Here is a 14,734-nt window from a genome sequence, read left to right as displayed (position 1 = left end):
TCCGGAAGATCCCGTGGTCGTCGCCCGTGAGGGCGCCATACTCGCCAGATGTACATCCGGCCCGCCACGACAGGCGATCTCCCCCTCCTGCAGGACATCGAACGCGCCGCGGGCGAACCCTTTCGTGCCCTCGGCATGGCGGCGGTCGCCGATGACGAACCCCCGGGCATCGTGCTCCTGGAGGAATTTCGCCGGGCGGGCCGGGCGTGGGTGGCTGTCGAGGCGGGCGACGCCCCCGTCGCGTATCTCCTCAGTGAGCCGGTGGACGGCGCGGAACACGTCGAGCAGGTCTCCGTGCATCCGCGAGCGGCGCGTCGGCGCATCGGCAAGGCCCTGATCGAGCACACCGCCGACCGCGCCCGCGAGGCAGGCAGGGAGGCCCTGACCCTGACCACCTACACGGACGTCCCCTGGAACGCGCCGTACTACGCCCGCATCGGGTTCCGCGTGCTCGCCGAGGACGAACTCACCCCGGGGCTGCGGAAGATCCGTGCCCACGAGGCCGAGCTCGGCCTCGACCGCTGGCCCCGCGTCGCCATGCGGCGCGAGCTCAGCCCGGGTCGGACCGGACCCCGTACCGCTCCCTGAGTTCGATCTTTCGTACCTTTCCGGACACCGTCATGGGGAAACTCTCCAGGATGCGCAGCCCGGCCGGGATCTTGTAGTGCGCCAACTGCCCCTCGCAGAAGGCCCGTAGCTCCTCCAGGGTCAGCGGATCCTCCGCGTCCCGCAGGATCACGCAGGCCAGCGGAACCTCCCCGTAGCGCTCATCGGCCACCCCCACCACCTGGACGTCCGCGATCTTCGGATGGCCGTACAGGAACTCCTCGATCTCGCGCGGGTAGATGTTCTCGCCGCCCCGGATGATCATGTCCTTGATGCGGCCGACGATCTGGACGTAGCCGTCCTCCCGCATCACCGCGAGGTCACCGGTGTGCATCCAGCGCCCGGCGTCGATCACCTCCGCCGTCCGCGACGGCTCGTTCCAGTAGCCGAGCATCACGCTGTAGCCCCGTGTGCACAGCTCTCCCGAGGCGCCCCGCGGCAGGGTCACGCCGCTGACCGGATCGATCACCTTCACCTCGACGTGCGGCAGCACGCGCCCCACCGTGCCGGTCCGCCGCTCCAGGTCGTCCGTGCGCCGCGTCTGTGTCGAGACCGGGGACGTCTCCGTCATGCCGTAGCAGATGGAGACCTCCTCCATGCGCATCTCGGCGACGACCCGCTTCATCACCTCGACCGGACAGGGCGAGCCCGCCATGATGCCGGTGCGCAGCGAACTCAGGTCGTACGAGGCGAAGTCGGGGAGGTTCAGCTCCGCGATGAACATCGTCGGCACGCCGTACAGCGACGTACAGCGCTCGCGCTCCACCGCGTGCAGCGTGGCGCCGGGGTCGAAGGACGGTGCCGGGATGACGATGCAGGCGCCGTGGGACGTGGCCCCCAGGTTCCCCATCACCATGCCGAAGCAGTGGTAGAACGGCACGGGCAGGCACACCCGGTCCTGTTCCGTGTAGCCGACCGTCCGGCCCACCCAGTAGCCGTTGTTGAGGATGTTGTGGTGGGAGAGCGTCGCCCCTTTGGGGAAGCCGGTGGTGCCCGATGTGTACTGGATGTTGACGGGATCGTCGCAGCTCAACTCCGCCTCACGGGCGGCCAGTTCGACGTCCGACACCTCCTTCGCAGCGTCAAGGAGCACATCCCAGGAGCCGTCCTCGATGTAGTGCACGGACCTCAGCTCGGGACAGTCGGGCCGCACCTGGTCCACAAGGGCCCGGTAGTCGCTCGACTTGTGCGACTGCGAGGCGACCAGGACCGTCACCCCGGCCTGCTTCAGCACATACTCCAACTCATGTGCGCGATAAGCCGGGTTGATGTTCACCATGATCGCGCCGATCCGCGCGGTGGCGTACTGCACGAGCACCCACTCGGCACAGTTCACCGCCCAGATGCCGACACGATCACCCTTGGCGACCCCGGCCCCCATGAAGCCCCGCGCCAACTGCTCGACCGCGGAGCCGAATTCGGCGTACGTCCAGCGCGTCCCCGCCGCCACGTCCACCAGCGCGTCCCGCTCCGGCCAGGCCTCGATCGCCCGGTCGAGGTTGCGCCCGATGGTGTCACCGAGCAGCGGCGTCGAACCGACACCGTGCGCATACGACAGTTCGCTCATCGGAAGTCCTCCTCGCGGTACTCGGCATCGGAGCCCGCGGCCGTCGCCTCGCGCAGCTCGATCCGGCGGATCTTTCCGGAGACGGTCTTGGGAAGCGGGCCGAACTCGATGCGGCGAAGCCGCTTGTAAGGGGCGAGGACCGCGCGCGAATGCTCGAAGAGCAGTTTCGCGGTGTCCGGCCCCGGTTCATGTCCGGCGGCGAGGACGACGTACGCCTTCGGAACGGCGAGCCGCACCGGGTCGGGCGCGGGCACGACCGCCGCCTCGGCCACCGCCTCGTGCTCCAGGAGCGCGCTCTCCAGCTCGAACGGGGAGATCTTGTAGTCGGATGCCTTGAAGACGTCGTCGGAGCGGCCGACGTACGTGATGTAGCCGTCGGCGTCCCGGGTGCCGATGTCGCCGGTGCGGTAGTAGCCGCCGGCCATCGCTTCGGCGGTGCGCTCCGGGTCGCCGTGGTAGCCGACCATCAGGCCGACCGGGTTCGTGGCGAGGTCGAGGGAGATCTCACCCTCCTGCGCTCCCGGTTTCCCGGTGACCGGGTCGAGGAGTTCCACGGCGAAGCCAGGCGTGGGCAGTCCCATCGAGCCCAACTTCAGCTCCTGGCCAGGTGAGTTGGCGACCTGCACGGCGGTCTCGGTCTGCCCGAAGCCGTCCCTGATGGTGACGCCCCAGTCGCGCCGCACCTGGTCGATGACCTCGGGGTTGAGCGGTTCGCCCGCGGCGACGACCTCACGCGGCGGTGTCCGCAGCTGGGTCAGATCAGCCTGGATGAGCATGCGCCAGACGGTCGGCGGGGCGCAGAACGACGTGACCCCGGCCCGGTCCATCTCGGCCATGAGGCGGCCCGCGTCGAAGCGCGTGTAGTTGTGGATGAAGACGGTCGCCTCCGCGTTCCAGGGCGCGAAGAGATTGGACCAGGCGTGCTTGGCCCAGCCCGGCGAGGAGATGTTGAGGTGTACGTCGCCGGGCTTCAACCCGATCCAGTACATCGTCGCCAAGTGGCCGACGGGGTACGACACATGGGTGTGCTCGACCAGCTTCGGACGGGCCGTGGTGCCCGAGGTGAAGTAGAGCATCAGAGGGTCGTCGGCGCGGGTGACGCCGTCGGGCTCGAAGGTCTCAGGGGCGTCATCGGCACTCTCGTACGAGATCCAGCCGGGCACTTCTCCGCCCACCACGATGCGGGTGTAGTCGCCGGGCACCTCGTCGAACTTCGCCGTGTCCTCGGGGCGTACGACGACATGCCTGGCCCGCCCGCGGCCGATGCGGTCCCGCAGGTCGACGGGGCCGAGGAGGGGCGTCGCGGGGATGACGACGGCGCGCAGCTTCATCGCGGCGAGGGCGATCTCCCAGAGCTCGACCTGGTTGCCGAGCATCACGACGACGCGGTCACCGGCGCGCACGCCTTGGGCGCGCAGCCAGTTGGCGACCTTGTCGGAGCGGGCGGAAAGGTGCGCGAAGGAGAAGCGGGTGGTGGGCCCGTCCTCCTCGACGATGTGCAGCGCCGTCTTGTCGTTGCCATCGGCGATGACGTCGAACCAGTCGAGCGCCCAGTTGAACCGCTCGGGCCGCGGCCAGGCGAAACCCTCGTAGGCGGCGGTGTAGTCCTCACGATGCCGCAGCAGGAAGTCCCGGGCCGCGCGGAACTGTTCCGTTCCGCTGGAGCCGGTCGTGCCCGTCGTTCCTGTGCCCGTGCCCCTGCTCGTCATTGCGCTCTCCTCGTCGCCGGTCCGATACCCGGCAGCTTTGCCGGGCTCTTCGCCGGAGTCATTGCCGGACGCTACGTAACATCGTGTAATTCGTGATGCAGGTCTCACCACCCCCGGACGGGGGTGTTCCGAAGTGAAAGGTCTGACGCGTGACGGCTGACGGAGGCGAGGCGGTCGAGATGCGGGCGGCGCTGCTGCGGCTGCGGCGCGGCACGGGGCTGCCGGTGGCCTTCGGGGGCCTCGTCGAGGGGCAGCGGCACGTGCGGATCGGCGAGCTGACGGGCACGGGTACGCGTGCGCTGTGCGGCCTGGCGGTGTCGTCCGGGAACGGCTTGGGCGGCAAGGCGGTCGCACTCTCGCGCCCCTGCGCGGTCACGGATTACCACGACTCGCGCCACATCAGCCATGAGTACGACAGCGCGGTGGCCGCGGAGGGCCTGCGCTCGGTGCTCGCGGTGCCGGTGGTGGTACGGCGCAGGGTGCGAGGCGTCCTGTACGGAGCCCTGCGCTCGGTCCAACCGCTGGGCGACCGGACCCTGTCGGCGGCGGTGGCGGCCGCGCGGGACGTGGAGCAGGCCCTTGTCGTACGGGACGAGGTGCACGCGCTCATCGCGGCGGCGCGGGAGCCGCGGGAGGGCGCGGGCCCCGCCTGGGAGCAGGTACGCGAGGCGCACGGCGCGCTCAGGGAACTGGCCCCGCGGATCGCCGACCCGGCGCTGCGGGCCGAAATACTGGCGGTGTGCGGCCGGTTGGCTTCGGCGGCGACGGTGCCCGCGGGGCGGGAGCGGTCGGTGTCCCTCGCGCCGCGCGAGGTGGACGTCCTCGCGTGCGTGGCCGGGGGCGCGACGAACGCGGCGACGGCGGAGAGACTCGGGCTGCGGCCGGAGACGGTGAAGGGGTATCTGCGGGCGGCCATGCGGAAGTTGGGCGCGCACACGAGGCTGGAGGCGGTGGTGGCGGCGCGGAGGGCGGGTTTGCTGCCGTAGGTGTCTTACGTGGCGATGCCGACAGCGGATTGAATGAGCGGCGAGGGGGTGATGGGCATGGTGTCCACGGACCGTTTTCTCGCTTTCGCCGCGATGTCGCTGCTGGTGATCGTGATCCCGGGGCCGAGCGTCCTGTTCGTGATCGGCCGGGCCCTGGCCCATGGCAGGCGCACCGCCGTGGCGACGGCGCTCGGCAACCTCTTCGGGTCGTACGTCCTGGTCGTCGCGGTCGCGTTCGGCGTCGGATCGCTCGTCGAGCGGTCGGCCGCGGTGTTCATGGCGGTGAAGCTGGCGGGGGCCGCCTATCTGGTCTTCCTCGGTGTGCAGGCGTTCCGGCACCGCAAGGAGATGCGGGCACAGTCCATGGGGCCGGGCTCCCCCGATCAGACGCGCACCGATCTGCGCTTCGATCTGCGTACCGTCGTGGATGGCGCGCTCGTCGGCGTGACGAACCCGAAGGGCATCGTGTTCTTCGCGGCGGTGCTGCCCCAGTTCGTGGACCACTCGGCGGGTCATCTGCCCGCGCAGATGCTGCTCCTGGGGCTTGTCCCGATCAGCATCGGTCTCGTCACGGACACGCTGTGGGGTCTTACGGCGTCCGCGGCCCGCACCTGGTTCGCGCGCTCGGAGCGGCGGCTTTCGCTGATCGGCGGGGCCGGGGGCGTCACGATGATCGGGCTCGGGGTGACGGTCGCGGCGACGGGCCGGGCGGACTGAGGGACGGCGGCGTTCGCCGTTCAGCGGTCGATGGTCAACGCTCGACGACCGTGCCGAAGCGGATGTCGTACGTGGCTGCCCGGTTCATGGGGCCGCTCAGCAACCGGTCGGCCTCTTCGGTCAGTTCGTGCCGTTGCGCTTTGCTGAGGGTGCCGAACGGTTCGATGGTGAGGACGGCGGAGCCCTTGGTTCCTCCCGCGCCCTCCTTGACTCCCTCCTCGACGCGCCATACGCCCGCCAGGAAACCGTCGACCAGGAAGACGCTGTAGGAGAAGTTCCCCTTCCAGGAACGGCCCTTGTACTCGGTCGGCACGACCCTGCCGCGGTCCGCGTGCGACAGCAGGAGGTTGTCGAACTCGGGAAGGAAACGCGCCGGAGCCGGGGTGTCCGCGTCGGGGCGTGGCGCGTCGGGGAGGTCGAAGAGCTCGACGCCGTTCTCGTCGCGGAACGTACGCAACTGGGGCCGCAGCCGCTCGAACGCCTCCCGCAGCCGCGTCAGCCCTGCCCAGGTCTGCATGTCCTTGACGGAGGCGGGCCCGAAGGCGGCGAGGTAACGCAGGACGGTGGCGTCGGGGGCGGGCACCGGCTCGCTCGCCCGGCCGAGCCAGTGCTCGACGGTGGTGAGCGCGACCTGCCCGCTGCGCCGCCACAGGCCGCGCGGGGTGACCTGGACCAGCGGCAGCGAACAGCGGGCGGCGACGGCGAGCGACTGCGGGTCGGCGTCGGGCCAGTGGGGCAGCAGGATCTCTCGCAACTGCTTCATCGTCCGCGGCTCCTCCTCGACGGCGGCGCGGGCCAGCGAGGCGAGTTCCGTGAGGTCGACGCCGGTCAGCCCCTTGCGGAAGGCGTGCAGCTCACGGTCGCGCGCGGCCTGCACCAGCGGGCGCAGGGTGAGGGCGTCGTCGGCGGTGTGCAGGTGGATGGTGGAGCGCATCGTGACGATGCGTACGAGATCACGCGCGGCAAGGAGCCCCGACAAGGCCTCCGGGTCGAACCCTTCGAGCCGGGCGGCGAGCGCGTAGTAGGGCGGCTTCACGTTCTGCGCCTGGAGACCGAGGAGGTGGGCGACGGCACCCTCGACGGAGAGGTCGGCCGAGCGGCGCAGGAGAAGCTGACGGTCAAGGGTGGCGCGGTTGAGGGCGCGTGTGCCGAGTACGGGGGCGGGGTGCGGGGCGGCCTTCGTCTGGGGATTCGTCGACTTCGGCGTACTCGGCGTCTTGGTCATGCTCCGCAGGCTAGCCGGACTTGCGGACATCGACGGTCCGCAAGCGGATAGGCGAACAGGGATCGGGAAGCGCACCAAAAGGCGTGCCGGGAGGAGCATCGAGGGAGCGTCGAGATGTCGCCACGCTCGCGCCTTTTGAGACGTATATCCTGCTTCAAAGCCACCAAGACACAAGTTCGACTTCACCAGACACCACCCGACCCCATCCGACACCGCCCGACAACGGAGGCAGCCAGCATGGCGGAGCGCCGGCCCCGGCCCGCACCGAGCGCGAAGAGGCACGGCTGGCGGCGCGCCATGCCGGCCGGGGCCTCTGCGGCTTCAGGGAACGGGGGCTCCGGAGACCCCGAGGCCACACCCGCGCCCCCCTCCCCCGCACCGCCGGAAGCCGCGAGTGTCGTACAGGCAGCGCTCTACCGAGACGGGGTCCGCGTCGCGACCCCCTCCTCCCTGGCCGACACCTTCCGGGAGCTGCGCGAGCAGCACGACGGCATGGCGTGGATCGGCCTCGCCCGCCCCACGGAGGCCGAACTCCTTTCGCTGGCAGCCGAGTTCGACCTGCACGAGCTGGCGGTCGAGGACGCGATGGAGGCGCACCAGCGTCCGAAACTGGAGCGCTACGGAGAGACCCTCTTCGTAGTCCTGCGCGCGGCCCGCTATCTGGACGCCCCGGAGGAGGTCGACTTCGGCGAGCTGCACGTTTTCGTGGGCCCCGACTTCGTCATCACGGTGCGCCACGGCGCCGCCCCGGACCTGACCGCCGTACGCCGCCGCATGGAGGAGAGCCCCGAGCTCCTCAAGCTCGGCCCCGAGGCGGTCCTGTACGCGATCCTGGACGCGGTGGTCGACGGGTACGCCCCGGTCGTGGCCGGAGTCCAGAACGACATCGACGAGATCGAGACCGAGGTCTTCAGGGGCGACCCGGAGGTCTCCCGCCGCATCTATGAACTCTCCCGGGAAATGGTCGAGTTCCAACGGGCGACCCGCCCCCTGGTGGCCATGCTGCACTCCCTGATGGCGGGCTTCGCGAAGTACCGCACAGACGAGGAACTCCAGCGCTACCTGCGCGACGTAGCCGACCACGTCACGCACACCAGCGAACGAGTAGACGGCTTCCGCCAGGCCCTCACCGAGATCCTCACGGTCAACTCCACGCTCGTCACACAGCAGCAGAACGCGGAGATGCGGGCACTGGCGGAGGCGGGCTTCGAACAGAACGAGGAGATCAAGAAGATCTCCTCGTGGGCCGCCATTCTGTTTGCTCCCACGTTGGTGGGAACGATCTACGGGATGAACTTCGACGAGATGCCGGAGCTGCACTGGGCCTTCGGCTATCCGTTCGCGATCGGGCTGATGGCCGTGGTCTGCGTGAGCCTGTACTTCATCTTCAAGCGGCGGGACTGGCTCTGAGCCCTCAAGGCCGATGGGTGGCTGCTGTCCGCGGTGCCGTCAGCCGCCGTCTCTCCGGCCCCATGAGCCCGTGCCCCGGAGCCGGGAACGCGGCCCGGAGCAGGAAGGAGCCGTCCGGCGTCGGGCCCGCGGCGAGTGCGCCGTCCAGGATGCGGGCGCGTTCGCGCAGACCGGTGAGGCCGTGGCCGCCGCTCGTCTCGCAGGCGGCTCCTCCGGTGGTCTCAGGTGCGGCTTCACCGGTGGTACCCCGGGCCGACGCGCTACGGACCTCGACGACCAGGCAGGTGTCGCCGTCCACGGACTCCACGCGCAGCGCGACCGGGGCGCCGACGTCGCCGTGCCTCAGTACGTTGGTCAGTGCCTCCTGCACGGTGCGGTAGGCGGCGAGCTCCACTGTGGCGGGCCAGTACACCCCGTCCCCCGGGGCGATGGTCAGGGGCTGCACCGTGAGTCCGCTGCGCTCGACGAGGGCGGGGATGTCGGCCAGGCGGGAGCCGAGGGGCACGCTCGCCTCCTCAGGGTGCTGTTCCCGCAGCGCCCTGACCAGGTGCCGCATCTCGTCCAGGGCACGCAGGCTCACCGTGCGGATCAGTTCGGCCTCCTGACGGGTGTCCGCGTCCGGGGCCCGCCGGGCCAGCGCCGCCGCCCTGACCGAGATCAGGCTCATCTCGTGCCCCACCACATCGTGCATCTCGCGTGCGAGCGCGGCCCGTGCGCCCTCCTCGACGGCGGCGCGCTCACTCCTCAGGGCACGCTCGTGGCTCTGCCGCAGGGCAAGTACCTGTTCGGCCACGCGGGCCCGGGAGCGCAGCAACTGTCCGAGCGCGGCCGGTGCCGCCCCGAACACCGTGCAGTACACCAACGCCTGGAGCACGTCACCGGACGCGTGCGGCGATCCGGCGCGCCACAGCAGAGAGTCAAGGAGTTCGGCGACGGACACCACGACCGCGCACAGCGACGCCGCCACGAGGGGTAGTACTCGTGCCGCTGCGACCAGGGCCACCAGGGGGGCGAGTTGCATGCCCGCCGGGAGCGCGGGCAGCGTCAGGACGAGCACGAGCACTGGCCGACGCCGCCGCCACGGCAGGGCGGCCAGGGCGAGCACGGTCAGCACGAGGCCGTACGGGCCCGGCTGCTCCTTCTCGCCTTCGAGGAGTTCCACCAGCAGGTCGGTGCCCGCGAGGAGCAGTACGGCGGCCTCAGTCGCGCAGCGGCGCGCGAACGGCGGGAGCCGAGGCTTGGCCGGAATCATCGGGCCGGTTCCGGCGTCGGCAGTCCGCCGTCGCGTCCCGGAGCCGGCCGAGACCCGCCGACGAGACCGGCCTGATAGGCGATGACCGCGGCTCGTACGCGGTTGTCCGTGCCGAGTTTGGCGAGCGTGGCGCTGACGTGCTCCTTGGCCGTACCGGGAGTGATGGCGAGCCGTTCGGCGATCTCCGGGTTGGACAGGCCGTTGCCGAGCAGCGCGAGCACCTCGTGCTCCCGGGCGGTGAGCCGGGCCAGACGCTCCCGCGATTCACCTGATGCGGTTCGCTGCGCGGCACGGGACGTGTCGTGTCCCGGCAGGTCGCGTTCCAAGGCATCGGGGCCAGGAGGTGTCCGGGCGTCGAGCGTGGAGGCGTACCCCTCCACGACCGCCGCGGCGATGGAGGGGGAGAGCACTACACCTCCCACCGCTGCCGCGCGCACGGCGCGGATCAGGTCGTCCGGATCGCTGTCCTTGAGCAGGAAGCCGTCCGCCCCGGCGCGCAGCGCGCGCACCACGTACGCGTCGGCGCTGAAGGAGGTCAACATGACCACGGCCGGCGTCGGAATGCGTCCCTTGAGGTCCTCGAGCACCGCGAGGCCGTCACGTTGGGGCATCCGGATGTCGAGCAGCACCACGTCGGGGGAGTGCGCGGCCACGGCCTTGAGCACGCCGTCCGCCTCGCACGCCTCGACCACGCGTACGTCCCCGGCCGTCTCCAGGACCATGCGCAATCCCGTACGAAACAGTTCCTCGTCATCGACGATCACGACGTCGATGACGTCGTCAGGCCGACCCGCCCCTCTGTTCGCCACTGTCCTCGTCGCCCCCGTTGTCCCCGTTGTCCCCCTGTTGATCAAGTGTCCATCATGGGATTCTCGTCCCGCCTTGTGCAAGCCGGACGAGTGCGAACCGGGGTGATCAGCTCAGCCCATTCCAGGGCTGACCAGTCCAAGACCCGCTGTTCCAGGGCCCGTTATTCCAGGACCCGCTCCGCCCGGAAGACCAGCGGCATCAGCACGAGCAGCACGGCCGTCAGCACCACGGTGCCGCTCACGTACCAGCCCGTCATCGTCGTATACGCGTCCGGCGCCAGGCTGGCGGCCGTCGTCGCCCCCAAGGCGGGGAAAAGGGCGATCGCCCGCGCGAGCCCTCCGCTGAGCCCCGCGGTCGGCCGCAGCCCGGCGGGCCAGCGAAAACCGACGAACACGGTGGCGGACGCGGCCCACAGCACGGAGGCGGCCGGGACGAGCAGCCCCAACAGCAGGTATCCGGCGCTGAGATGAACACTGCTGCCGCCGAGCATGAGGGCGGCCCAGGCGAGTCCGGTGAAACTGAGTACGAGGACGAGCCAGGACAGCACCCCAATCAGCGCGCACGCGGTGTAGGCGAGGTACACGGAGCGCAGACGGACCGGTGTGGCGAGCAGCGCCTCCATGGAGCCGCCCGCCAGGTCCCCTGAGACGACGGCGCGGCTGACCGCCCCCGTGATCAGCGCGGCGGCCACCCCGAGCAGGGTGGGCGCGGCGAGCAGTGCGGTGCTCAGCGCGCGGGCGGTGGCGGAGTGCAGACCGGCCACGGCGACCAGGCCGTTGTCGGCGGCGACGAGTTCTCCGTGGACCGCGTCGGGGAATATGTGCGGCAGCACGAGCAGCAGGGCGACGAGGCCCGTACCGGCGGCCGCGGGGACGAGCAGGGCCTGGCGGCCCTGGTGGCGCCAGGTGCGGACGAGCAGGGCGCCGAGGAGTCCGCCGGTGGTCATGAGGAATCGTCCAGGAGTTGGTGGATGGCGGTTTCAATGGCAGTTCGAGTGGCGGTCTCAGTGCCGGGTTCCGTGATGTCGGCGGCACCCGCGGAGACGGTGTCCACGGAAACGCGGCCTTCGGAGACGGGGCGTACGTCGGTGACCTCGACACCTCCGGCGACGAGCCCGGCGATGTGCTCACCGATCGTCGTGTCCTGCCCGAGCTCGGCCCGCTCCCAGGCTCCGCCGCCGCGCGAGGTGCGCAGGTCGTACGCAGACGGCGACGCGGCCTGTTCCGCTTCTCCCGCCGCGGGCAGTCCGTGGAGCGCCCCGCCCTTGAGGACCAGCAGGTGTGAGGCGAGCGTCATCGCCTCGGGCACGCTGTGCGTGGAGTAGAGGACGGTCTTGTGCGCGCCCCAGGAACGTACGAGTGCGCGGGTGTGCTCGGCACTGACCGGGTCGAGCCCCGTCATGGGCTCGTCGAGCAGCAGGACGTCCGGGTCGGTCAGGGTGAGCCTGGCCAGGTCGGCCCGTTGGAGCTGGCCCCTGCTGAGCCGGGCGGTACGCCGGCCGAGCAGCCCTTCGATGTCGAACCGCGCGGCCGCGTCCCGTATCCGCTCGGTGTGCAGCGCGCTGTCCAGGCCCTGCACCCGGGCCCAGAACTCCAGGTTGTCCCGCACGCTCAACTGCGGGCTGAGCGCGGCGCGGTGGGTCAGCACGCCGATCGCGCGCTTCGCCTCACGGTGGGTGGCCAGGTCGGTGCCACCGAGGAGAACCCGCCCCGCGAGCGGCGGCAGGATACCGGCAAGGACCCGCATGAGCGTGGTCTTCCCGGCGCCGTTGCGCCCGAGCAGGACATGCACCCCAGGGGCGAGTTCCGTGTCGATGGGGCCGATGACCGGGCGTCCGCGGTACCCGGCGACGACCCCGTCGAGGCGTACCCCCGTCACGGCGCGTCGAAGAGGGTGCCGCGCTGCTCGGCCGTCAACTCGCTCTCGTCGACACGACGGAGCAGCGACAGATGCCGACCCGCCTTGCACATGCCCAGCCGGCGCGGGCCGAGCCGGATGGTGGTCACTGAGGCTCCGTGGACCCAGCTTCCCCAGAAGACGTGGTCCTTGCCGCACGCGATGATGGTGTCCGCAGCCATGTGTCTCTCCTTCAGCCGAAGTGGGGGGTATACGTCGGTTCTCTGCCGGCTTCACTGGCTTTCCCGGCTTCACCAGTTCCACCGGCCTCGTCTGCCTCATCTGCCTCATCGAGGTCTTCGGGCTCTTCCGCGACCGGGGTCTTTCGCCCGTCCTGCGGTACGGGGTCCGCGAGTTCCACGCGATCCGGCGTCGCGGCGACCGCGGCAGCACCGATCATGATCAGGCTGAAACTCCACAGGCCGATGGTCGCGATGATGGCGCCGTGCAGCAGAACATCCATCTGGAAGGCCAGCTTCCGCCAACGCTTCCGGACCGATCAGCAAGGCGGCGATCACCACCTCGATCCCGGTCCAGGCGGCTGCCGGGACCGGAACTTGATCTTGGTTGCGGCAGTACGGCGCCTCAAGAAAGAGACCGCAAAGAGGCGGCAACGGGATCATGTCGGCTCTCTCGCCTCGTCCGCGGATCAGGGGGGTTCACCCCCTGCCTGGGGGGTGGGTACCTGCCGATCGTGGGCTGTCGAACGGACGGCAGGGTGGGGCCGTCTACTTGGTCTTGGCGCAGGTCTGGTCGTGGGCGGGGAGTCTGCCGGTGGACAGGTAGCGGTTGACCTTCTTGTCGACGCAGGCATTCTCGTAGAGGCCGTAGATCGCGTGCCGGTTGGCGCCCTTCACGGTGAGCAGCTTGGAGCTGGGCAGGAGTCCGTGCAGGGCGACGGCGCCCTTGTGCGTGGTGCGGGGGTCTCCGGTGGCCGACACGATCAACGTCTTGGCGTCGTGCTTCACCCGGGTGGGTTCCTCGCGGGGGCGGTCCCAGAACGCGCACGGGCCGATGTTGTTGTTCAGCGCGCCGAAGCGCGGATGCGTGGCACGGCTGCGCTCGATGTCCCGCCAGTAGACCTCGGGGTCGCGCGGGGCCGCCCGGTCTCCGCAGATGATCGCGGACTGCACGCTGCCCGTGGCCGACTGCTCGCCGGTCATCGCGAATTTCAGGAGCCCCGCGAAGGACGGTGACAGCTCCGTCGGCTGCCCGGCCGCCGCCCTGTTCAGTACGGACACGTTCTCGCCGAGCGCCGCCCGGGACGCGTCGGTGTCGCTGTCGACCCCGGCCAGCAGGACGAACGGGACCTGGGTGTCGTCCAGTCGGTAGGTCTCGGGGGCGGTGCCCACCGTCAGCGGGCCGCGCGCGGACGCCTTGATGACGCGGTCGACGGTGGCGAGCACCTGGGCGCGGGTGCGGCCGAGGCCGTAGGTCGCGTCGCGGGCTGCGGCCCACGTGGCCCAGTCGGCGAGCGCCCGTTCGTTCTCGCCGACGGCCTCCTGGAGCAGCCGGGGGCCGAACTCGCGGGGATCGATCGCGCCGTCCAGGACCATGCGGTCCGTGCGGCCGGGGAACATCTGGGTGTAGACCGTGCCGAGGTAGGTCCCGTACGAGTAGCCGAAGTAGGAGATCTTCCGCTCGCCGAGCGCGCCGCGGATGACGTCCATGTCGCGGGCCGTGTTGCGTGTGCTGATGTGCGGCAGCACGGAGGCGTTGGTGGCGCGGCACTTGGCGGCCAGGTCCTTGTTGAGGGCGACTTGACGTTCGTAACTCGCCCGGCCGAGACCGGCCGAGAAGAGGTTGGTGCCGACGGGCCAGCCGCAGTCCAGCGGGGTGCTGCGGCCGACGAAGCGGGGGTCGAAGCCGACGATGTCGTAGCGCGGTCCCGCCTTCTTCATCCAGGCGTGGAATTCCGGCGGTGACTCAAGGGCGGTGCCACCGGGCCCGCCGTTGTTGAGCAGGATCGAGCCGATGCGGTGGCGGGTGTCGGTGGCCTTGAGCCGGGATATCGCGACGGTGATCGTACGGCCACGGGGCTTCGCGTAGTCGAGCGGCACGACGGCGTCCGCGCACTGCACGCCCGCCTTGTCCAGGTCACGGCCCTTGGCGTCGTCGGCGTTCTTGGCGCAGCCGCCCCAGTTGAGGCGCTGGTCGTAGTAGCGGTCGAGCCCGGCCCCGGATTCCGACGCCGTGGGAGCCGTCGTGGCCGTGGTGGCCGTGGTGGCGGAGCCCGCGGGTGCCGCGCCCAGACAGGCGACGAGGGCGAGCCCCACGAGCGAGGCGCGGCGCACCGCCTGGCCGACGCGCTCGTTCTCGTGGTTGTTCTCGCGCTCGTTATCGTGGTTGTTCCGTGTATGTGTCACACCGTCAGACGCTATGCGGAACGATCACCCCTCCTCACTACCGCTGTCCCCCCATTCCCGGTGAGGCCACCCCCCGCAGCGGACCGCCCGAGCCACCGCGATGGCATGATCGGCCTCTGGACGAGCGCCCGCGTTCCGCTCGAAAAGCAACTAACAATCGGCCAGACACTTGATACCTATATTTTCGCGG

14 protein-coding genes are annotated in these 14,734 nt (G+C 70.3%); 4 read left to right on the top strand and 10 right to left on the bottom strand.

Annotated features, from left to right (window positions below; genetic code table 11):
• Positions 1-48: 48 nt before the first annotated feature.
• Positions 49-588, top strand: a complete 540-nt coding sequence (locus ACWGI2_RS02070) for a GNAT family N-acetyltransferase (protein WP_453693152.1) — start codon at positions 49-51, stop codon at positions 586-588.
• Here the strand turns inward: ACWGI2_RS02070 and ACWGI2_RS02065 are convergent.
• A complete protein-coding gene (locus ACWGI2_RS02065) occupies positions 551-2,173 on the bottom strand; it encodes an AMP-binding protein (RefSeq protein WP_453693150.1) in 1,623 nt (540 codons plus the stop codon). The two genes, ACWGI2_RS02070 and ACWGI2_RS02065, sit on opposite strands and share 38 nt — an antisense overlap.
• Complete coding sequence (locus tag ACWGI2_RS02060) at positions 2,170-3,882, bottom strand: AMP-binding protein (protein ID WP_453693148.1); 1,713 nt, start codon at positions 3,880-3,882, stop codon at positions 2,170-2,172. Before ACWGI2_RS02060 ends, ACWGI2_RS02065 begins: the two co-directional genes overlap by 4 nt.
• Positions 3,883-4,061: 179 nt before the next feature.
• On the opposite strand from ACWGI2_RS02060, the gene ACWGI2_RS02055 reads away from it, so the two are divergent.
• Both ACWGI2_RS02055 and ACWGI2_RS02050 read left to right on the top strand, forming a co-directional pair.
• Positions 4,062-4,868 carry a response regulator transcription factor gene (locus ACWGI2_RS02055; protein ID WP_453694625.1) on the top strand — a complete coding sequence of 269 codons (807 nt, stop codon included), beginning with the start codon at positions 4,062-4,064 and terminating at the stop codon, positions 4,866-4,868.
• A gap of 57 nt (positions 4,869-4,925) precedes the next feature.
• Positions 4,926-5,585: a LysE family translocator gene (locus tag ACWGI2_RS02050; protein WP_453394899.1), complete on the top strand. Its 660-nt coding sequence runs from the start codon at positions 4,926-4,928 to the stop codon at positions 5,583-5,585.
• Between the two features lie 34 nt (positions 5,586-5,619).
• Here ACWGI2_RS02050 and ACWGI2_RS02045 read toward each other — a convergent pair whose 3' ends face one another.
• Positions 5,620-6,810 (bottom strand): winged helix DNA-binding domain-containing protein, encoded by a 1,191-nt coding sequence (locus tag ACWGI2_RS02045; protein ID WP_453693146.1) that lies wholly within the window; start codon positions 6,808-6,810, stop codon positions 5,620-5,622.
• Between the two features lie 237 nt (positions 6,811-7,047).
• Between ACWGI2_RS02045 and ACWGI2_RS02040 the strand changes: the two genes are divergently transcribed.
• Entirely contained in the window at positions 7,048-8,220 is a 1,173-nt protein-coding gene (locus ACWGI2_RS02040; protein WP_453394196.1) for a magnesium and cobalt transport protein CorA, read from the top strand.
• A gap of 4 nt (positions 8,221-8,224) precedes the next feature.
• On the opposite strand, the gene ACWGI2_RS02035 is transcribed toward ACWGI2_RS02040, so the two are convergent.
• The 7 genes from ACWGI2_RS02035 to ACWGI2_RS02005 all read right to left on the bottom strand — a co-directional run bounded on the left by ACWGI2_RS02035 (position 8,225) and on the right by ACWGI2_RS02005 (position 14,544).
• Positions 8,225-9,472 (bottom strand): sensor histidine kinase, encoded by a 1,248-nt coding sequence (locus tag ACWGI2_RS02035; protein ID WP_453693144.1) that lies wholly within the window; start codon positions 9,470-9,472, stop codon positions 8,225-8,227.
• Complete coding sequence (locus tag ACWGI2_RS02030) at positions 9,469-10,281, bottom strand: response regulator (RefSeq protein ID WP_453693142.1); 813 nt, start codon at positions 10,279-10,281, stop codon at positions 9,469-9,471. Before ACWGI2_RS02030 ends, ACWGI2_RS02035 begins: the two co-directional genes overlap by 4 nt.
• A gap of 161 nt (positions 10,282-10,442) precedes the next feature.
• Positions 10,443-11,228, bottom strand: coding sequence for a hypothetical protein (locus ACWGI2_RS02025; protein ID WP_453693140.1), 786 nt, complete (start codon positions 11,226-11,228; stop codon positions 10,443-10,445).
• Positions 11,225-12,160 carry an ABC transporter ATP-binding protein gene (locus tag ACWGI2_RS02020; RefSeq protein WP_453693138.1) on the bottom strand — a complete coding sequence of 312 codons (936 nt, stop codon included), beginning with the start codon at positions 12,158-12,160 and terminating at the stop codon, positions 11,225-11,227. Before ACWGI2_RS02020 ends, ACWGI2_RS02025 begins: the two co-directional genes overlap by 4 nt.
• Positions 12,157-12,360 carry a hypothetical protein gene (locus ACWGI2_RS02015; RefSeq protein ID WP_266871763.1) on the bottom strand — a complete coding sequence of 68 codons (204 nt, stop codon included), beginning with the start codon at positions 12,358-12,360 and terminating at the stop codon, positions 12,157-12,159. Before ACWGI2_RS02015 ends, ACWGI2_RS02020 begins: the two co-directional genes overlap by 4 nt.
• A gap of 11 nt (positions 12,361-12,371) precedes the next feature.
• A complete protein-coding gene (locus ACWGI2_RS02010) occupies positions 12,372-12,641 on the bottom strand; it encodes a hypothetical protein (protein ID WP_453693136.1) in 270 nt (89 codons plus the stop codon).
• A gap of 265 nt (positions 12,642-12,906) precedes the next feature.
• Positions 12,907-14,544 (bottom strand): alpha/beta hydrolase, encoded by a 1,638-nt coding sequence (locus ACWGI2_RS02005; RefSeq protein ID WP_453693134.1) that lies wholly within the window; start codon positions 14,542-14,544, stop codon positions 12,907-12,909.
• Positions 14,545-14,734: the final 190 nt, after the last annotated feature.

The sequence above is a fragment of the Streptomyces sp. NPDC054866 genome, from assembly GCF_053610745.1.
The sequence above is the reverse complement of the archived record's forward strand: the minus strand, read 5'-3'. Positions and strand labels throughout refer to the sequence as shown.